Source organism: Bombilactobacillus thymidiniphilus (assembly GCF_023380245.1).
Classification (GTDB): Bacteria; Bacillota; Bacilli; order Lactobacillales; family Lactobacillaceae; genus Bombilactobacillus; species Bombilactobacillus thymidiniphilus.
Genome location: NZ_CP093365.1, coordinates 829,191 through 849,696, shown reverse-complemented (window position 1 = coordinate 849,696; position 20,506 = coordinate 829,191). Strand labels below are relative to the sequence as shown.

Annotated in this window: 19 protein-coding genes; 6 read left to right on the top strand and 13 right to left on the bottom strand. The window is 37.1% G+C overall.

Features of this window, described 5'->3' with window-relative positions; all coding sequences use genetic code 11:
- Positions 1-95: 95 nt before the first annotated feature.
- The 5 genes from MOO47_RS04485 to MOO47_RS04465 all read right to left on the bottom strand — a co-directional run bounded on the left by MOO47_RS04485 (position 96) and on the right by MOO47_RS04465 (position 3,888).
- Positions 96-1,550, bottom strand: coding sequence for a T7SS effector LXG polymorphic toxin (locus MOO47_RS04485; protein WP_249512274.1), 1,455 nt, complete (start codon positions 1,548-1,550; stop codon positions 96-98).
- 9 nt (positions 1,551-1,559) lie between these two features.
- Positions 1,560-1,835, bottom strand: coding sequence for a hypothetical protein (locus MOO47_RS04480; protein ID WP_249512273.1), 276 nt, complete (start codon positions 1,833-1,835; stop codon positions 1,560-1,562).
- Positions 1,832-2,143 carry a YwqH-like family protein gene (locus MOO47_RS04475; protein ID WP_249512272.1) on the bottom strand — a complete coding sequence of 104 codons (312 nt, stop codon included), beginning with the start codon at positions 2,141-2,143 and terminating at the stop codon, positions 1,832-1,834. The genes MOO47_RS04480 and MOO47_RS04475 overlap by 4 nt, the downstream gene beginning before the upstream one ends.
- A gap of 174 nt (positions 2,144-2,317) precedes the next feature.
- Positions 2,318-3,238, bottom strand: a complete 921-nt coding sequence (locus MOO47_RS04470; protein ID WP_249512271.1) for an alpha/beta hydrolase — start codon at positions 3,236-3,238, stop codon at positions 2,318-2,320.
- Between the two features lie 2 nt (positions 3,239-3,240).
- Positions 3,241-3,888 carry an HAD hydrolase-like protein gene (locus tag MOO47_RS04465; protein ID WP_249512270.1) on the bottom strand — a complete coding sequence of 216 codons (648 nt, stop codon included), beginning with the start codon at positions 3,886-3,888 and terminating at the stop codon, positions 3,241-3,243.
- Between the two features lie 71 nt (positions 3,889-3,959).
- On the opposite strand from MOO47_RS04465, the gene MOO47_RS04460 reads away from it, so the two are divergent.
- The 3 genes from MOO47_RS04460 (at position 3,960) to MOO47_RS04450 (ending at position 7,534) form a co-directional block, all read left to right on the top strand.
- On the top strand, positions 3,960-6,287 hold the full coding sequence (locus MOO47_RS04460) for an HAD-IC family P-type ATPase (protein WP_249512269.1): 2,328 nt from the start codon (positions 3,960-3,962) through the stop codon (positions 6,285-6,287).
- Between the two features lie 142 nt (positions 6,288-6,429).
- Complete coding sequence (locus MOO47_RS04455; RefSeq protein ID WP_249512268.1) at positions 6,430-7,011, top strand: hypothetical protein; 582 nt, start codon at positions 6,430-6,432, stop codon at positions 7,009-7,011.
- A 22-nt stretch (positions 7,012-7,033) separates the two neighbouring features.
- A complete protein-coding gene (locus tag MOO47_RS04450) occupies positions 7,034-7,534 on the top strand; it encodes a hypothetical protein (protein ID WP_249512267.1) in 501 nt (166 codons plus the stop codon).
- 38 nt (positions 7,535-7,572) lie between these two features.
- Here the strand turns inward: MOO47_RS04450 and MOO47_RS04445 are convergent, their stop codons facing one another.
- Together MOO47_RS04445 and MOO47_RS04440 are read right to left on the bottom strand one after the other, a co-directional pair.
- Positions 7,573-7,956, bottom strand: a complete 384-nt coding sequence (locus MOO47_RS04445) for a YueI family protein (protein ID WP_249512266.1) — start codon at positions 7,954-7,956, stop codon at positions 7,573-7,575.
- A gap of 5 nt (positions 7,957-7,961) precedes the next feature.
- The gene (locus MOO47_RS04440; RefSeq protein ID WP_249512265.1) at positions 7,962-8,696 is read right to left on the bottom strand and encodes a glycosyltransferase family 2 protein; all 735 of its coding nucleotides are present in this window, start codon (positions 8,694-8,696) and stop codon (positions 7,962-7,964) included.
- A gap of 56 nt (positions 8,697-8,752) precedes the next feature.
- Here MOO47_RS04440 and MOO47_RS04435 point away from each other — a divergent pair, with 56 nt between their 5' ends.
- Positions 8,753-9,517 carry a tyrosine-protein phosphatase gene (locus MOO47_RS04435; protein ID WP_249512264.1) on the top strand — a complete coding sequence of 255 codons (765 nt, stop codon included), beginning with the start codon at positions 8,753-8,755 and terminating at the stop codon, positions 9,515-9,517.
- 31 nt (positions 9,518-9,548) lie between these two features.
- On the opposite strand, the gene MOO47_RS04430 is transcribed toward MOO47_RS04435, so the two are convergent.
- From MOO47_RS04430 to MOO47_RS04405, 6 genes are all read right to left on the bottom strand, one after another.
- Positions 9,549-11,339, bottom strand: a complete 1,791-nt coding sequence (locus MOO47_RS04430) for a glycoside hydrolase family 32 protein (RefSeq protein ID WP_249512263.1) — start codon at positions 11,337-11,339, stop codon at positions 9,549-9,551.
- Between the two features lie 93 nt (positions 11,340-11,432).
- Entirely contained in the window at positions 11,433-12,407 is a 975-nt protein-coding gene (locus MOO47_RS04425) for a LacI family DNA-binding transcriptional regulator (protein ID WP_396022012.1), read from the bottom strand.
- Positions 12,408-12,422: 15 nt separating this feature from the next.
- Positions 12,423-13,856: a glycoside hydrolase family 32 protein gene (locus MOO47_RS04420; RefSeq protein WP_249512261.1), complete on the bottom strand. Its 1,434-nt coding sequence runs from the start codon at positions 13,854-13,856 to the stop codon at positions 12,423-12,425.
- Between the two features lie 27 nt (positions 13,857-13,883).
- Positions 13,884-15,155 carry an MFS transporter gene (locus tag MOO47_RS04415; RefSeq protein ID WP_249512260.1) on the bottom strand — a complete coding sequence of 424 codons (1,272 nt, stop codon included), beginning with the start codon at positions 15,153-15,155 and terminating at the stop codon, positions 13,884-13,886.
- Positions 15,156-15,310: 155 nt separating this feature from the next.
- A complete protein-coding gene (locus tag MOO47_RS04410; protein WP_249512259.1) occupies positions 15,311-18,325 on the bottom strand; it encodes an AAA family ATPase in 3,015 nt (1,004 codons plus the stop codon).
- Positions 18,325-19,449 carry an exonuclease SbcCD subunit D gene (locus tag MOO47_RS04405; protein ID WP_249512258.1) on the bottom strand — a complete coding sequence of 375 codons (1,125 nt, stop codon included), beginning with the start codon at positions 19,447-19,449 and terminating at the stop codon, positions 18,325-18,327. Before MOO47_RS04405 ends, MOO47_RS04410 begins: the two co-directional genes overlap by 1 nt.
- 133 nt (positions 19,450-19,582) lie before the next feature.
- On the opposite strand from MOO47_RS04405, the gene MOO47_RS04400 reads away from it, so the two are divergent.
- Both MOO47_RS04400 and MOO47_RS04395 read left to right on the top strand, forming a co-directional pair.
- A complete protein-coding gene (locus MOO47_RS04400; protein ID WP_249512257.1) occupies positions 19,583-20,092 on the top strand; it encodes a hypothetical protein in 510 nt (169 codons plus the stop codon).
- A 75-nt stretch (positions 20,093-20,167) separates the two neighbouring features.
- Positions 20,168-20,491, top strand: a complete 324-nt coding sequence (locus tag MOO47_RS04395; protein WP_249512256.1) for a DMT family transporter — start codon at positions 20,168-20,170, stop codon at positions 20,489-20,491.
- Positions 20,492-20,506 lie beyond the last annotated feature (15 nt).

The following is a 20,506-nucleotide window of genomic DNA, read 5'->3' as shown; positions in this document are numbered from 1 at the left end:
TGTGCTCAAAATCAATGATATATATTATATGCACTTAAAATAATGAATTAACGAAATATCAATAACCCTTTCAATATTACTTAATCAAATAATTTTTATTTCCAACTAAAATGTGGAATAGCCACTGGAAAAGTAATATCAGATATTGCTCCCAAACCCAATTTCCCGCCTAATTCTATTGTTTCAGCATTGAAAGATTCATTTATCTGCAAATGATTAAAGAGAGTAGGTACTTTAGTATCTCCTAAATGTTGATGTGTCCATTCAGCTGTGGCTCCTGCACTTACTCCAGCAGAACCAGATAAATGAATCCCACCAACTTGTCCTTTTTTACCATCATTAATGTTTACGCCACCTCTAAATGATCCATCAAGACCATCAGCAGATAATGTAAATCCGTGTTTAGAAGTGTTGCCTGATTTATAATTATCCAATCTAGCCTTAAAACTACCAATATCTCCATTCAAATTACTATCTGCTGAAACCAAGCGGTCTTTACTTTCGCCACCTATACTTGCTGAAAGCACATGAGTATCCACAGATGCTAGTAAACCCGAAAATTTCCCTTTTTTACCCTTTTTAAAGATTCCATCACCTGATTCAAAATCTAATTTTAATTTACCAGATTTCTGGAGATGTAACTTTTTTTGTAATGTTCCTGTGAATTCTGTCAATAATACACCAAGGATGGGATTACTAAAAAAACTAGAGAAAGAGTAAAAGTTTAGTAACTTTTCAAATTTATCTAAAGAAAATTTAGAAGTTCCATGGATACCCCCGCCAGCAAAGCTACCGCTAATAAACCCTTTTTTATGACTTTTGCTTTTGCCGAACCCAATCATATTAATTCCCAGTAGCGAAGCTAACCAATGACTTTGTTTAGAGGAACTTTTATGCTTCTTTTTCGTCTGAATTTTCTTACTAAAATCTTTCACACTATGCAATTTAGCAAAACGTGACTTCCCATTAGCGTGAAAGCCATCCAAATTATTAACCACCGATTGCACTTTAATAGCGCTGTGTTCAATATCTGCTACCTTACTCGACACAGCAGTGCCATTAAATTGCTCCATAGCATTAACTAATCGGCTAATAAATTGAATACTTTCTTGAATAGCGCGATCCATACCAGAATCCAAGGGACTGACATTCGCACCTTCATCGGCAGCCATGGAAATCGCGCGATTCATTTGCTGGCGCTCAACATTCAATTGTTGCATGGCTTGATGAAATTGCTGTTGTATGTCATGCAAATAATCCGTATTGATCACCGCAGTAGGACTATTATCCACACCTTGCGCAAACTGCTCTAGCAAGCGATTATACTCTTGCAACAAATCATTCAAGTCTGTCGTAATTGTAGTAGTTTCCTTTTGATGCACTCGCTGGGTATAACTTAAAATATTTTTCTGTGCGGTACCTTTAAAGTCCTCAGTTTGCGGAACAGCAACCATTTTGGCACTGACATCTTGCAAATCTTCATTAATTGTTTGAATTTGCCCAGCTAAGTGCTCTCGAATCGCCGTCAGTTCTTCAACTTTAATTTTCATAACGACCCCCTAATTAGAAAAACTTTGCGCTACATCAACATCTGCTTTAGTAAATTCACTACTAACTTTCTCAAATTGCTGTGCATCATTATGCGCTAGTTCACTATACTTATTTATCGTGGATTTCATCACATTAGTCAATTTCTGCAATGATCTAAACGGCGCTAATTCAGTGTCGTGAAAATGCAGTTCATTCAACGGGGCTGCTTTGAGCGTTGCAGCAGCTTGATTGGCTGCAGCAACATTGTTATCAAAGGACCCCGTAACTATTTGAATAGCACTCATTTATTTTCCGCCTCCAATCTTTGAATATCATGATTTATTCGCTCCATTCGCCTTTGCACCGCTGCTAAATTAGTAGTGACCTTTTCATTCATAGCATTATTTTGCGTTCCCACAGTACTAAAGCGCTCCTGAAATTGGTTCAACTTTTGCCCTTGCCAATTATTAGGCGTAATCCTTGATACCACATTGTTCAACTTTTTCATCGGCTGTTGTAAACTACTTTGCAAATTAGCCATTTTATTTTTGGCGATTTGCAAGCGTTCCTTTTTTTGCTGTAGCGCATGAATCTGCGCATCATTTTTACCCAAATAATTCCCTCCTTTTGCCAATAAAAAATCCCCAAACTAATCTATTAGTTTGGGGATGGTCACTTTAAAATTGGATAAATCGCTAGCATCAAAATATAGCCCCCCAGAAACAAATATTTCGATGCTATTTTAATTTACCATTTTTCAAGCAAATGAAAAAGTTATATTTCATTACTAATTAAAATAATGTTGGCTCCAATTCAGCACTTTTTGCGTATATTGTTTAGGCTGGACAAAATAAGAGCGCGCATGACTAGCATCGGGAACGAGCCATAATTTTTTAGGACCATGATCATTATTATAATTAATTCTTGCATTTTTTGTCGGCACGAAATTATCTTTAGTACCATGAATGATGAACAATGGCACCTTATTATGCCGCAAAGTCGTTTTCGTGTCGGCATCATAAAAACTGTAGTGCGCGATCGCTTGCGTAAACAAATTAGCCGTCGGAATCAATGGGAAACTCGGCAGATTAAAGAGCACCTGCAATTCATGTTGCAATTCTCCCTTAATCGAGGCATAGCCACAATCTGCTACAGCAAACTGCACTTGCTTAGGTACCTTTAACCCAAGATAATACATCACCGTCGAAGCTCCCATGCTAACGCCGAACAAACCGATTTGACTATTTTTACCATTGTGCTGAATAACCTGCTGAATCCAAGTTTGCAGATCATTGCGGTCTTGCCAACCATAACCGATATATTGCCCTTCACTACGCCCAAAGGAACGATTATCTGGCGCCAAAACATTATAACCAGCTTGATGATACATCTTGATATAAGGTCCCAAAGTGAGACTGTTGTCACCATAACCGTGCACGAGCACCATGGTTTTCGCAGTCTTTTTAGTAGCAGGATAATAGCGGGCTTTTAATTTCAATGCAGCTTGATCTTTAGAAGTCTGCTGCCAAGTTTCTTGTGGTTGCTTTTTGGCCCATAATTCGGCAGTTGTCAACGGTTTGCCTGCATTGCGTGCACTGTAACCGCCTTTTTTAAAAGCAAAATTGAATAAATAATAAGCGCCGCCTAAATCAGCCACTACCAAAATAACAACAAGGCTGATTATAATACCTTTCCAATGTTTCTTCATTTTTACAAGTTCACCTGTTTCACTAAATCGCGGGGCTGTGCTACTGTGGCTATTGCTCCAGCCTCCATTAACTCTTGCCGATCGCCAAAGCCATACAACACGCCAATCGTATCTACATTATTAGCTTTAGCACCTAAAACATCCGTCGAACGATCGCCGACCATTACAACATTTTCTGGATGTAAGTTTTCTTCTTCTAAAGCATGTTCAATCACATCTGCTTTAGACATCGTTTCACTCAAATCAGAGCCATAAATCCTAGTAAATAGCTTTTGTAAATTTAAGTAATCAATAATTTTAACGGCAAAACTTTGTGGTTTAGCCGTAGCAATAAACAAGCGCTTATTATTAGCTTTTAGTTTCTTTAAAGTAGTGGTAATTTGCGGATACAGTTCCATCTCGCGCCAACCAGTTTGCCCATAATATTCTTGAAAATCAACCAATAAATTACGCGACAAATCACTACCAATCGCGATATCATTATACTTAGCAAAACTTTCTAACAAGGGTGGTCCAATGTATTTTTTTAACACATAATCAGGCGGAATCGTTAAATCTTCCCTATTAAAGGCATATTTTAAGGCATTAGTGATCCCTGTACCACTATTAATAATAGTTCCATCTAGATCAAAAAAAATATTTTTTGGCAATTTTTAACCTTCTTCACAAAAAATTTACATCTTAAGCTTAAGATAACTATATAAAATATCCGAGGTGCTGCATGGAACCAATTAATAGCCAAACTGGGCTGTCGGCTCGACAAGCTCAAGAACAGCAACAAAAAGGCAATATTAACCTAGTTCGTACCAAAAACACAACATCGGTAACTAAAATTTTATCAAAAAATCTTTTCACTTTGTTTAATTTGGTAAATTTAGTTATTGCAATTTTGATTTTTTGTACTCACAGCTATGCAAATTTGTTTTTTCTGGGACCGGTCATCGGTAATTTTGTCATCGGTTCATGCCAAGAAATTTACGCTAAAAAACAGCTCGACAAGCTTACTTTACTTAATCGCCAACGTGTCACTGTGTTGCGCGATGGTCAGAAACAAACTATTTTCCAAGATGAATTAGTCTTACATGATTTAATTATGTTGCAGCGCGGCCAACAAGTGCCAGCTGATGGCACGATTTTGCAAACTGCTCATTTGGAAGTCGATGAATCTAATATTACTGGTGAATCTGTCGCTGTCGTCAAAGCTAATAATGATCAACTCTTGTCTGGCAGTTTAGTAACAAGCGGACAGGCTTTGGTTAAGCTGACGTCGGTGGGCGAAGATAGTTTTGCCAATCGTTTGGCACATTCAGCTCGCAAACAAAGTCACAATGTTTCTCAGTTACTTAATTTAATCAACCGGATTATTAAAATACTTACCTATATTATTGTGCCTTTGGGCATCTTAATGTTCACAACTTCTTGGCTGCATAATCATCAATTTAATCAAGCTATTTTAGGCACCTCAGCTTCCATTATTGGCATGATTCCGCAAGGTTTAGTATTATTAACTTCTGTGGCTTTAGCAGTGGGTGCACTACATTTAAGTCGCAAGAAGGTTCTTGTTAAGTCAATGACTTCGTTAGAATCATTAGCTCGTGTAGACACTTTATGTTTAGATAAAACAGGTACAATTACTACTGGTAACCTTAAATTAAGCCACATTATTTCTGAACAAATTAGCGAAAATGAATTATTACAGATTGCCCAACAAATTATGCTAGCTAATAATGAGAATAATGAAACAGCACAAGCAATTTTAGCAGATTGCCAAAGCAAATTAACCTCTGAACAAATTCAAAGTGTCGTTGCTTTTTCGTCTGAGCGCAAATGGTCCGCTGCTAATTTCAGTGACGGTCGTCACTATGCGATCGGTGCGCCAAATTTCATTTTACAAGACCCCCAATTAATCAAAACAGCGCATCATTATGGTCAACAAGGCTTACGTGTCTTAGCAGTCGTGCAAACCAGCGCCGAAATAGTCGAGCAGATCGTGCAACCACAGTTTTTAGGCTTCTTGTTAATTCAAGATGAAGTGCGCACCACTGCCAAAACGACTTTTGAATATTTACGAGAACAAGGCGTCCAAATTAAGATAATTTCGGGCGATGATCCCACAACTGTTCAAACGATTGCCCAACAAGTTGAAATCCAAGACTGTGCACAAGCCATTGATATGTCTACCGTAGATCCAGAAGCTGATTTAGCTACTTTTGAACAAATTGCCGACCAATATACTGTTTTTGGACGCACTTTACCAGAACAAAAGCAAAAATTAATTCAAGGTTTGCAAGCCAAAAAGCATCAAGTTGCCATGGCAGGTGATGGTGTTAACGATGTCTTAGCGATGCGCCAATCCGATTGTGCGATTGCAATCGCCGGCAATAGTGAGGCTGCCGAAAGCGCCGCCGATTTTGTTTTACTAAATAAAAATTTTGATTCTTTAATCTATGTTCTCAACGAAGGGCGCCGCGTTATCAATAATATTGAGCGTGTGGCTTCACTTTATTTATTGAAAACCATGTATTCTGTATTATTGACGCTGATTTTTATTTGTATTGGCCGCAATTATCCTTTTTACCCAGCGCAAATGACGCCTTTTAATGCTTTAACTATTGGAATTCCTACTTTCGTGCTCACATTGCGACCGGATTTTCGCGCACCAGAAGGCAGATTTTATCGCAATGTTATGCAAGTAGCATTGCCAGCAGCCCTAGAAATCACCGCTTTGATACTAATAATTAACTCTGGTGGCACGCGCTTTGGTCTCACTTATGTGCATACTTCTACTTTAAGTGTGCTAGTAACTTGCCTTGTGGGATTTGCCGCGTTATGGACAATCGCTCGACCGATTAATCGCGGAATAATTATTATTTTCATTGGTTTTTTCATTTTAAGTATGCTCTTTTTCACTATTTGGGGTGCACCATTTAAGTTGTTTAACATTTTCCACTCACCTGTCCTACTAGTGACAATCGCCTTGTTAATTATCTTCTATCCTTTATTCAATTTAATAAGAGAAATCCTCGTACGTTATTGCTTTAAAAATTAGCTCCTAGCAACCAAATTATTATTTTTTAGTTGCTATTTATTTTTTTGAACTTAATAGTCAGAAAAACTTCATTTTATGATATTATGATTTAGTGTGTTTAATTATTAAGCCACAAATATAATTTGTTCCGGGGGGAATATTAATGAAGAAAAAATTAATTGCCATAGTAGTATCATTTTTTGCACTTTTTGTGTTAGTTGGATGTGGTAAAGCAAAGCAGGCTGCCGATCAACCACCAAAATTATCCATGAATGACTTGAAAAATAAGCTTAACTACATGGAAGATCAATATTATCCAGCTTTACTATCAACGACTAAGGTTAAAAGCATCGACGATGTCCAAAATTCTATTAAGAAAATGGATAAGTCTGAAAAAAATATCAATAAAACTATCAAAGTAGTTAAAAAAAGCAAGGCAGATAGCGACACAAAAAAGAAAGTTATTCAATACGGTCATAAAGCCAATAAGTCTTTGAACGTTTTGTCCACAGCATTTAAAAAAGCTCTTAAGGGTAAAGACTTTGATGACTCAAAAGCAAGCAAAGATAATTTTTATGCTGCCGAACAAGCTGCCGAATTAGAAACTAGTTTACACAAAAAACACTCTTGGCATGAAGCTCAAAGCAAAAAGAAATTCACTAAACAAGCTACTCAATTATTAGAAAAAAGTATGGACGACAGTGATTCTAACACTGATCAAAATAATGATAGCGACGCCGATTAATAATATTATTAGGGGAATGTTAATGAAGAAAAAATTAATTACCATAGTAGTATCATTTTTTGCACTTTTTGTGTTAGTTGGATGTGGTAAAGCAAAGCAACAAGAAATGTCGACTGCTGATTTGCAAAAAGAACTCCATTCTATGGAAAACCAATACTATTCCTTTATGTGGCAAGAATCACAGTCTAGCAAACTTTCTGATCTAATCTCGCTAGAAAAGAAAGCCAAAGATTCCTCTAAAAGTATTAACAGTTCCATTAGTAAATTGAAGCACAATAAGAAAAACAAAAAATTAAATCGCCAAATTATCGCCTTTGGTAAAGACTCCAAAGATTCTATCAATGTCTTTACAGATGCTGTGAAAAACAAGATTAAGGGCAAGAAATTTGACGAAAAAGAATTTGAAATGAATACAGGAATGTCTGTATTAACCGCCTTGTCTGACGAGAAAAAGATCAATCAAGATCATCACTGGAAAGAACCAAAATCTCAGAAAAAGGTTATTGATTATATAAACTCATAAGAATAGTAAAAAAGCCACGATAATTCGTGGCTTTTTTCTTACAACAATACTGGTTTTTTGATGGCTTGATGATCATCAGCAATTACTAAGCCCATATCCTGATCGGACAGATCTTTGGTTGCTGTACGCATATTGGCTTGCTCCATAATCGTAAAAGCAAAATTATTTTGCACAGCTAATTTAATCACTGCTTGGCGCGCCTTATCATTCAAACGACCATTCAAATATAAATGATATTGCGGATTTCGCTGCATGACTTTTTCAACCATCGGTAAATTAGCCAAATTATTAGTTTGCGCAACTGTCAATGCTAATGCTACACGCTCTTGAAAATTACCTAAAAATTTTTTACGTTCATCAGGCTTTAATTGGGGTTTTCCAAAAACATTTTGCTTCAAATAATCTTCTACACTTGTCATCATGAACCTCAGCTTTTCTGTGTTAGAATAGTTTTAACAATACGATAATTAGCTTGCCCTATACTTTTGACATTTTGTAAATTATAAGTATGGGTAACACTCTCATTGTGTTGCCAATAATGATAAAGTTGCTGCGTGCCAATCCCAAAACGATTTACTAATGTACAATATTGTACATTAAACACTTGATCTTCCATCAATGGTAAATCAGGATAAAACCGCAAATGGTTTTGCTGAATCACCGCTAAACGATACACTTTGTTCCATGTGTAACCCATGACTTTACCCGTGATTTTAGTCAACTGGTACAACATTTCTGAGCGCTTGATGATCTTATATTGCTGTTGTCGCTGTTTTTTAGCCACTAATGTAGGTGATTCCTTGTAGAAACCACAAACTGCCAAATCTAATTTAGGATCTGCAAAAGCTTTTAAAAAATAATCTACGTAATTGGGATCCAACCAATCATCACCATCAATAAAAGTAATCAACTCACCACTAGCTTCTTCAATACCACGGTTACGAGCATTGGAAATACCTTGATTATATGGCTGGCTCACAACCTTAAAATTAGTGTGCTGCTTTACAAATTGCTGTGCCAATTCTAAAGTTGCATCAGTTGAAGCATCATTAACCATGATTAATTCAAAATCTTGATTAGTTTGTCTAACAATCGATGCCAAACTTCTAGGCAAAAGTCGTGCTTCATTGTAAAGAGGCATCACCAAGGACAGCTTTGTCATATCTACACCTCAATTATTATTCTATACTATTGTATTAATTTCAGCGAGGTTTCTCAATGACTAGAATTTTCCCTTTTGCTAATACACCCAATTTTCGAGAGCTTGGTGGTTATCCGACCAGCGATCAGCGTCAAATCCGTTGGCATAGGCTATTGCGCGCTGGATATTTAACTAATTTAACAACTGAAGAACTGCAGTTTTTGCAAAAATATGGTTTGCGTTATTCATTTGATTTACGATCACCTTATGAAAGAAAAAATTGGCCAGACCCGGATGTGCCATTTTTAAAAGTAATTGCCTGTCAACTGGTGCAAGAAACGCCTATTGGCGATTTAGTTTATCAAACTTTACCGCAGACTGACCAATTCAACGGCCTACCAGGTATTTATCAACGTGTCGTTTTAGATCATAGTGCACAACGCGTTTTCCGCCAGTTTTTCCAACTATTACTGCAAAATGACCAAGAACAAGAAGCAGTAGTTTTCCATTGTACAGCTGGCAAAGACCGGACCGGCATTTTGGCAATTTTGTTGTTATTAATTTTACAGGTTCCAGTGGAATATATTGCCCAAGACTATTTATTAACCAATCTCATGTATCAGAATGCCCAAGATTTAACTTATTTGGATAATGCTGATAATGAACACCAGCAAACTATTAATTTCACGAAAGCCGATAAAGCTGCCGTGCTAGCTATTAAAGTTGCCATTGAGCGTATTTATGGTAGTTTATCTAAATTTCAAAGTAGCGTGCTGCGCCTAACTCCTAAACAACAGCAACATTTGCGCGACATTTATACTGAACCATGCAAAAAAGCATAGTTAACTTTCAAGTTAGCTATGCTTTTATTTTTTACCAGATACTTTGCATTGGTTGTAGCTTTAAATCTGTAATTTGCGCTGATCCACCATTAACAAAAGCACTGATACCAGGCGTGTCTTGCTGATTAATCAAGTTAGGTTGGAAATAGAAATTCTGGGTAATCGATACTGCGCCATCATTGGCAAACACTTCAGCCATCGTTTCATCAATATATGCCGTAATTTTGACCTGACTATTGTCCGCTTTGACAGTCGCATTCATTTGATCGCGTGGCGCACCCATCTGAGGTTCACCCGTGTTGAAACGTTGTGCATAAACTTTATTTTGACTAACATCATAGCCAATCGTGAACCAATATTTTTGATCGGGCGTTTGCCGTACATTAAAGCCCACACTTTGTGGTTTTTTAGTCGGATCCCATTTTAGCGTCGCTGCCAGCTTATAGTGTTTGCCCGTAAATGGTAATTTTTGTTGCGTATTAGTTAAATACAAATTTTGTTGATCTTTGGTCAAAGAATTAGGTTGTATAATTTTTTGCGTTTGTGCAATCACATTATTTTGCACAGTATAACCGTCAGTTGCTTTAGCATCATTGATTAATTGTAAATCACGTGGCAATGTCATATTACCATTCCATTGCGTGGTAGGACTGTCAGAATCATATGACCAATTATTGGCCCAAGCCATCATAATAGTTTGATTGTTGGGCAAATTAGCAAACGGAATTCCCGCATAAAAATCTTCACCATAATCCAATGTGTGCGGATTAGCCAACGTTTGCCCACTATCTGGGTGCCAAGTACCCTTAGCATCTAAATTACCCACAAAATATTGCATGCCCGAACCAGTTGCATGGGCGCCTTGCTGCACGCTAATGAACAAAACCCATTTTTGCGTAGCAGTACCCTTAACTTGCATAGGTACCAAAGACGAACATTCCCAAACACCCAAACCAACATCTTTTTGGCGCTTAATGTTAGATGTGTAATCCCAATGCAACAAGTCCTTGCTTTTATAAAGCAACGCTTGCTGCCCAGAAACTACCGTCATAATATATTGTTGATGTTGCTGATCATATACAATATTAGGATCGCGAAAATTAGCCGCATCACCAGCTGGATTAGCTGTAACAGGAACAATTGGTTGCGGTTGCTGAGAATTACCATCTGGTGAATATTGCTTGAAAGTTTTGCCATGATCTAAACTATAAGCCAAATGCTGCTCTTGAATATCCGACAAGCCAACCCAAGTGCCCCAGCCATCATCCAAATGATCATCAATTCGTTCAGGCAATTGGTAACTGCTAGTGTAAAAAGCCAAGACAGCATTTTTGCCCAAACCACTTAAATTGTTGTGGTCGACAATTATTGAGCCGCTAAAAATTGCTTTACTATTGGGAGTCTCGCCCCAATCAGCAGTAGGATTACCGACATAACGCACGCGCTGATTAGCTTGTGCGCCAGTTTGGTTAGTATAAGTAAAATCTTCCCAAGCTTGATTTTGTAACATTGGAATTGCCACCTGCTGCTCTTGCCAATGGATCAAATCCTTGCTAATAGCATGTCCCCACGACATATTGCCCCATTGTGCGCCTTTGGGATTATATTGATAATACATATTATATTCTTTAGTTTGATCGTCATAGTATAATCCATTAGGATCATTAAGCCAATTTTTTTGTGGTGAATAATGAAATTGATTGCGATACTGTTCATGATAAGTTGTAGCTTGTACATTTCTCACGGACAACAAGCCTATCGCCGCAAAGATTGATAAGCTAGCAAAAATTATTCTTTTTAAAATTTTTTGTATATTTTTCACAATTTCTCCCCCAGTTGTAAACGATTACACAAACTATTTTAAAAGATTTCTTTAAAATATACAAAAAGTAGCATCCATTACGGATGCTATTTTTTAACAAGTTGTTCCAACATGTAATTGGACAGGTAGTAAATATTCGGATTGTGTTGCCTGATTGTGTAAACGATTCTGCAAAACTGTGACTGCTTTTTGTGCCATAAATTCGATTGGTTGGATAACAGTCGTCAATTGTGGCCAAACACTTTGCACCGTTTGCGTGCCATCATAGCCGACCAATAACAAATCACGCGGTACTCTTAAACGACGTTCGCGGGCAATTTGCATAATCAGTGCAGCATCTAAATCATTCGACGCAAAAATTGCTTCCACATCAGGATGTTCCACAAAAATTTGTCGAAAAACTTTTAATTTGTCGGTATTGGAAATATTAAAATCAACCTCATACGTAATCGGCTGCAAATGATGATCGTGCATGACATCTTCATAAGCTGCACGTCTTTTTTGCGCTGGCGTAGCTAGCTCTTGCGGTCCATTAATATGAATAATTTTGCGTGCACCTTGCACTAACAAATGCTCAACAGCCAACTTTCCGCCAGCATAATTATCAGAAGCAATGATAGGGATATCTTGATTCATAACCCGATCAATCGCCACAATCGGTAAATTATCATTATGATATTGTGAGATTCCTTGATTATGCGTTCCCACAATTAGTCCATCCACTTGCTTAACCAATAATTGATCCAAATAATCGGCTTCTTTTTGCGGATCATTTATTGAATTGCCGATTAGCACTTTATAACCCTTTTGATAAAGATAATGCTCTAAATTAGCCGTCAATTCACCAAAAAAAGGGTTGGCGACAGTTGGAAATAAAAGTCCAATTAAATCCGTTTTATTATTATAGAGCTGTCGTGCCACCACATTAGGATGATAGTTCAGTTCCTTCACTGCTTGATTCACTTTGTCAATAGTTTCTTTGCTTAAATAACCACGTCTATTTAAAACCCGTGAAACAGTCGTTTTGGAAACTTGCGCTAGTTTAGCAACATCCTCAAGTTTTGGCACACTCATCACTCCATTCTAATGATATTGTACAACATCATTAGCTAATTGATAGACTGTTCCATCAATCTGCCCCACTGCATCACTTTTTAATTGAACTGAAGGCTGTCCTTTAAAATAATAGCGCTCAGTAAAGACGACTGCTCCTTCATTGATAAAAATCTCTAATGAACTTTTATCAATAAAAATTTGCAATTGTAATAGATCTTGTTCATGAAGCGACGCAAAACGTACATCTGGGCGATCAGAGCGGCGCAAAACTAACTTATTATCTGCTCGTGTGTAAGTTAATTCTACTTGTGCTGTACTTTGATCATCTTGCAATTGAATTGTAAATTCTTGACCAGCAAACTGTTTTAAATCTAGCGTCAGATTAACTTCTGCCGTAGACTGTCCTTGGCAAATAAACGGCGTATCTGCTAAATCCCAAGTTTGCTTAGCTAATTGCTTTTGTCGCAACTGTTTCATTTCTTGGATTGGTTGCATGTATATCTGATTATTGCGCCAAACTAGTTCACGGGGAATCGTCAAAGCTCCTGCCCAACCATCAGCTTGTTCAGGCATTTCACTTTCCCACATTGCCAACCAACCAATCATAATCCGCCGACCATCTGGTGCAAGCATCGTTTGGGGTGCATAAAAATCATGGCCAGCATCTAATTCATGAAAATCGCTGCGCATTAATTTAGGTGTTTGATAATCTAATTGACCAACAAAATAGCCTGTTTGATGTAAATTCAAATATTGTTCTTTTTGGGCAACAATACCTTGCGGTGAAGTTAATAAGATATCCTGTCCATTTAAGCGGAAAATATCTGGACATTCCCACATATAACCTTCTAAATCAGCTTGCTTTGATTGTGTGAGCGGACCTAAATAATCCCATGAACGTAGATCAGTTGATTTATAAAGCAAAACACGACCTAAATGTTCTTTAGTTTGGCTACCCAAGACCACATAATAAGCACCATCATGCTCCCAAACTTTCGGATCGCGAAATTCTTGTGTATTATCGGTTGGTGGTGTAGCAATAATAGGGTTGTGTTCATACTTAGTGAAATGAATTCCATCCGTACTATAAGCTAAATTTTGATTTTGCCAATAACGATCTGGATCGCTATCATCATAACAATTATGCCCAGTATAAATTAAATATAATGTATCATCTTTTACAATTGCGCTACCAGAAAAACAGCCACTACGATCTTCTGCGTCACCAGGTGTCAAAGCAATCGGCAAAGTTTGCCAATTAATTAAATCTTTACTGCGTGCATGTCCCCAGTGCATCGGTCCCCACTGCGCCCCATAAGGATAATATTGATAAAACATATGATAGTAACCTTTAAAATAACAAAAGCCATTTGGATCATTAATCCACCCCGAAGGTGCCTGCAAATGATAATCTAAGCGGTAACGCTCATTCGTTAATTTGATCGGTGTTAAATCTGCCATGTTTATACCTCACTGAATAAATTTGTTTTAGGATCTGATGAAAGGATCGCCGTTCACATCTTCATTATCTTTTTTAAGAACGAAGAAACCATAAATTGCTGCAACAAAAACGATGGAAGAAATAATTAAAAAGGTATGATTATAACCAATAATATCACGTAGTTTACCTAAAGGCTGCGATAAAATAACTTGTCCGATTTGGGCAGCCACTTGAAAACCAATCATATATAAAGTCGCTGACAATTTCGTATCAAAATGCAATGTGAAATAGCGGAAAATAGGCAACGTGAATAAAGGAACTTCTAATGAATGCAACATTTTGATGCATGAAACTGTAATCGGATCATGTGCTAAACCACAACCGCCGATCCGTACAAACATTACTAAAACACCTAATAATAATGCATTGCGAACACCAATTTTATTCATCAAAATCGGTACAATTGCCATCATTAAAGCTTCACCAAAGACTTGTACGGAGTTTAGTATGCCATACATTCTTTCACCGGCTGCTGATGTAGAGAATAATCCAGTATAAAAATCTGGGAACATCTGTTGATCAAAAACGGTATAAAAAGTATACGTAAACATGATTAAAATGATAATAAACCAAAGTTCCTTGATCTTGAGCAAGCCAAACATTTCTTTCACAGATGGCGTATCACTGCCTTCGCCTCGCAAAACAATCTTATTATCAGCCTCTCGCTCAGCTTTGGGAACCCAGAATAATAATTCTAACAACAACACAATCCCGAAAGCAGAACCCAACCAGAAATTAATTTGTGGATTGATAGTGAAGGATTGGCCAGCAATAAAAGCGACAATCGCATAACCAAAGGAACCCCAAGCACGTGCTTGACCATATTCAAAGTCAAAGCGACGACTTAATTTTTCCGCAACGGCTTCATAAATTCCTGAAGCTGACAAAAATCCCGCAGATAAGAAAATAGAACCAACCACAATGCCTAACCAAAAATAATTTTGCAATAGCGGTGCATAAACCCAAACAAAAAATGGTCCTACTAATGCTGCTAAAATGGCACAAAAAATCAATAAATATCGTTTAATGACTAATTTATCTTGTAGCGATCCATATAAGAACATTAATATCAAGGTGGTCAAAGAGTTTGCTGAATATACTGTGCCGACCTGTGCTCCGGATAAGTGTAGCCCTCCGCTTTTAGTTAACCAAAGTTGGAAAAATGACCACCAAATGCCCCAAGCGGCAAAAAACATCAATAATGTGAATGAACTTTGTAGATATGACGGATTTTTTATATTTTTCTTTATATTCTCCATCTTATTTTCCACCCTTTCTAGAATGAATCAATTAATATGTAGCACTTTCAAGCGCTTACAATTAATATTATTATGTATTCGTTTCCATATGTCAACCGGTTGTCATAAATAAAAAAGAGTATTTTAAAAATACTCCGCTAAAAATACGTATTTAACTATGTGGACGCAATAATCTTCGTCGTGCTTTGACCTTGACCACTAGTTTGTACCTGAATTTGATTAGGAATTCGTTCTTGTAACAAAGCCACATGACTAATAATGCCCACCAGCCGATGCTTACTTTCTACCTGCTCCAACGCATCTAACGCTACAGTTAGCGAATCTTGATCCAGCGAGCCAAAACCTTCATCAATAAAGAGTGCATCAATACTTACTCCACCAGATTCATTTTGAATCACTTCACCTAAAGCTAATGCTAAACTCAAAGCTGCAATAAAACTTTCACCGCCTGATAACGTATGCACACTGCGCACATGACCTACATTATCATCATATACATCAATTTCTAAGCCAGTATTTTTCTGATATTGACCTGTTTCTTGACTGAGTTGCAAATAATAACGTCCCGAACTCAATTGTTGCAAATGCTGATTAGCAACTGTCAAAATCTCAGTTAACTGCGCCCGCAAGACAAAACGCTCCAAACCTAATTTAGTAGTCGAACCTCCATTAATTGCTTCCACTAAAGACTGCATTTGATCAACTTCTTGCTGCTGGTTGCCTAAATTATGCAGGGTCGTTTGCAGACGTTCCAGCAACACATCATTACTCAAAGTTCTTCGTGACAAATTATCAAATTGCTGCTTTAACTTCGCTAATTTTTGTTGTTTAGTTTGAACATTCGCTTGTAAAACAGGAATATCAACCGCTTTTTGTGTACCAATAATTTGCTGATATGTTGCAATTTCAGTCGTTAAAGTCGTCAATTCATCATAATAATTTTGAACTTGTCCTTGTAACTGTTCTAATTGATCCTGTTCTGTTATCAATTGCCTAAATTGTGCGTCCGCATCAGCACCGCCAAAATAATTTTGGATCGTCGCTGTTAACTCCTGCTGCATTTGATCATGCTGGGCTTGCTCTTGTTGAATTTGTGTACGCAAATTTTGTTGTTGTGTCTTTTGAGCAATTTGATCCTGCTTTAAAGCCTGCAAAGCCTGCTGATTGCTCGTTTGAGCTGCTTGATACTCGTCCAATTCCTGTTTTAACTCTTGCAAATGCTGTTTAAAATCGGTGACTGTTGACCATTGTGTAGGCAAATTTTCCTGAACATTAGTCAATTGAATATCTAAAGTTTGCTTTTGTCGCTGTAACTGTGTGAGTTGTTGTTCTAACTTTTCTACAAATCCTTGCTGTTGGTGTTGCTTTAATTTTAAGTTAGGTAGCTGTGCCGCCTGCTTTGTTAGTGTCATTAAAGCTTGCTGGTATTGCGCCACTAAATCGCTTTGCTGCATCAGCAATTGTGCATCGACTCGCTGCAAATCGAGCGTTTTTTGTTGGTGAAGAACTGTTTGTCTATTGACAGCTATTTTAGCTTTTAAGCTGGCTTTTTGCTGTTGAATTTTTGACAGATTGCGTTCAGCATCAGATAAAGCTTGATCAGAAATAAAAGGTTCTGTTGCAGTCGCTGGTTTGGGATGGTCAACACTGCCACATACCGGACACGGTGCATCAGGCGTTAATTGTGCTGCCAAAACAGCAATTTGTTGTTGCAACGCTTGATTTTTGAGGTGATCGTAAATTTGCTGAGCTTGGGTCTCATTAGTCGTAAGTTGCTGCAATTGCTTGCTTAAATCATCTACTTCTTTAATATTTTTCTGCAAATCATGTAATTGTTGAACTTTTTCTTGTTGCGTACGTAATTTAACTGTTGCTAATTCTTGATTTTGTTGTGCTTTTTGGGCTTGTTGATAATCAAGTGATACTTGCTGTAATATCGCTTTTTGCCGTTCATAATCAACATGCAAATCAACAAGCTTTTGTTGAACATTTTGCTGCATATGTTGAACATCTTGCAATTGTTCAAACAATGGTACCTTACTGCGCAATAACGTTAATTCTTGTTGTTTATCAGCATTGCTCTGCTCTTGTATAGTCAATTTTTCTTGCAGATCTTGTTGAACTTCTAGCGCTTGTTGCGTTTGTTGCGCTTCACCATTTAAATGCTGCAACTCTTGCTTACTTGACTCTGCTTGTTTCTGCAACTGCGTAATTTGTTGCAATGTTGAATGACGATCACGAACCCACATCAACTGCTCCACTTTTTCTTCCAGTCGTGTAATGTGCGGTAATTGCTGGTGTAATTGGTGTTGCCGATGTTGTTTATCTTCCAAAATGGCAATCTGGTTATTTAACTGCTGGGCTTGCGCTAAATGTTGTTGTGCTAAGTGATAGGTATCTTGAGCTCGATCACGTTGTTGTGCCAAATTATCCAAATACGATCGCTCTTGTTGTTGTTGCGTCGACAAGGCTGCTACTTGTTTCTTCACAGAACCTAATTCAGCAGGCTTTTTGATCCAATCAACTTTTTGTAAATCCGCTTTTAAAGATTGTTGTAAATTAGCATTGATACTTTTTTGCTTTTTTAGCTTTTCATTTAAAATTTGTCCCCATTTTTGATACAGTTGAGTTCTAAAAATTTTGCGGAGCACACCTTCTTTTTGCGAACTAGGAGCTAGCAAAAAGTGCTGAAAATCACCTTGTGGCAATAAAACAATCTGTATAAATTGCTCGCGATTCAATTGTAAAACATCCCCCAATTTTAAATTGATATCTTGCAATTTATTCAACTCAGCTATTTGTCGATCACCTTGAAAAATTCGCAAAGATCCACTACTTTTATACTCTTTCAAACCAGCACCACGCTTTTTTTGCAAAGTTTGCTTTGGCGACCTTGTAACAATATAGCGCTTATTTTGATGCGTAAATTCTAATTTAACTTCTGTTTTGCTGGTTGCCGCCGCAAAATCAGAACGCAAGCTATCCGGCGGGCGGTCATCACTCGTCCCACCACCATATAAAGCAAAAGTTAACGCTTCAAAAATAGTCGTCTTACCACTCCCAGTCTTCCCAGAAATTAAAAATAAACCGGCACTTTTAAAACGAGAAAAATCAATCTCCTCATTAGCATATGGTCCAAAATTCTTCAAACTAAGTTTTAGCGGCTGCATTATTTCACCTCATTTTGTGCTTGTTTTAGTGCTTTGATTGCCCATTTACGTTGTTGCTCAGTTAAATTACTGTCCGTAGCATCTTGGTAAACTTGTGTCAATAACGTCAAAGGATCTCGCTGGCGAATTTGCGCATCAGTTATTTGTTTTGTCGGCATCAAGTAATTTTGACTTCTTTCTAAAGAAATTATATTAGGATAAATTTCTCGCAAACGGGCCAAAACATTAGGAATTGGTTGTTTATCAGTCAACGTAATCCCAAAAAAATCTTGTAAATTTAAGTTATGGTAAAAAGATTCTGATAATAAAGTCTCAAAATCACCAATTAATTGGTGAACATCATGCAACATTTTTAACGGCTTAAAAGTCAATTGCAGAGGATCCGTATCCACGATCCATACACCTTTTTGTTGCTCAGCTTCAGACAAAGAAAATTTAACTGGCGAGCCACTATAACGAGCGTTGGGTAAATGTAAAGCTGCCTCATTGTGCAAATGCCCTAGAGCAACATAATCAAAATCTTGTAATAAATCAGCGCTAATAGGCGCTAAACCACCGATAGTTAATGCTGTTTCGGAATCACTTTTAGTACTTCCTGATACAAAAAAATGTGCCACTAAAATATGTTTTTTATGTGGTACAAATTGCTGCTTCATTTTAGTAATTAACAAATGCATAGTAGATTGCAAATTATGCAAAGAATCATCTTTAAATAATTGCCGAGCAGCAAATGGCTCAAAATAAGGCACCAAAAAAATCTGCGTATCTGTCAATTCAATTGGCGTTAAAGCTTGCTGTAAATCAGTATGCAAATAAAATTGCGTTGTCGTGTACCATTCTTGACCGGTTCCTAAACGTGTAGCACTATCATGATTGCCTGAAATCACATAAAGTGGCAACTTATCCTGTAAATTTAATTGGCGCAACATTTGATTCAAAGTAGCGACCGATTCTTCAGATGGCAAGCTACGATCATACAGATCACCAGCCACAATGATTCCGTCAACTTTTTCTTGCAAAGCAATTTGTTCAATTTGTTGAAAAGCAAATTGCTGTTCTTCTCGTAAATCAAAGCCATGTAATCGGCGACCAATATGCCAATCAGCGGTATGCAAAAAACGCATATTGCAAAACCTACTTTCCTCAAAAAATTAATATTTGTTATTGTAGCTGGATTTTTCATAAACTTTTTTGCCTTTGTATAACCACCTTAGAGTTACAATGTAACTTAGTAACTAGCTCGGAGGACAAGTAGCTATGAAAAAATATTTTATAAGCATTATAACAAGTATTTTAGCGACAATTTGTTTGGCAGGTTGTCAAACACAAAAATCCACTACCCAAACTAATCAACAAAATATGAACGTGGTAAGTAAAACAACTATGATTCAAGATTATAATCAAATAATCGATAAATATGCGACAGTGATTGGCAGTTACGCCGATAGCTTGCGCGATAACCAAATAGAAACACAAAAGCCTACCCAGCAAGCCAACCAAACAATTGATCGTATTAACACTAAACTGCAAAAAAGCACATTAAACAAAAACATTAGCAATAATTTCATCAAAATGAATAACGCACTAAAAGAAGTCATTGCTTGCTATGCTAATAATAATTTTACCGATTTAAAAAAGAAACAGGCTGCTTTTAACCAAGATGACTTGCAACTGCGCAAAGATTTAAATATTAATACTAGTAACCAAAAATTAACAGCCGCACTCAACAAACTAAAAGCGGTCGCCGACAGTCACGCCACTAATTAAACAGCAAGCTCTAACTTGCTTTTCAGCGTAACAATCTTTATCGTAAATAGTAAAATATTTTTGTGCAGGTGTTTTATGAGCTATTTATATTTATTAATTGCTGTCGTGGGCGAAATTTTTGGCACATCATTACTCAAAGCCTCTAATGGTTTTACTAATTTGGGAGCTAGTATTGGTGCCTTAATATCTTATGGCTTATGTTTTTATTTTTTATCGTTATCACTGAGAACCATTGATTTAAGCGTAGCTTACGCACTATGGTCAGGCTTAGGCATTGTCGCAACCACTGGTGTTAGTTATTTTATTTGGCACGAAAATCTTAATTTATTAACTGTTTTAGGTTTATTACTTATTTTGATTGGAATTGTCATTGTTAATTTGTTTGGTAGCAACCATTAGTTAATAAAAAAACCA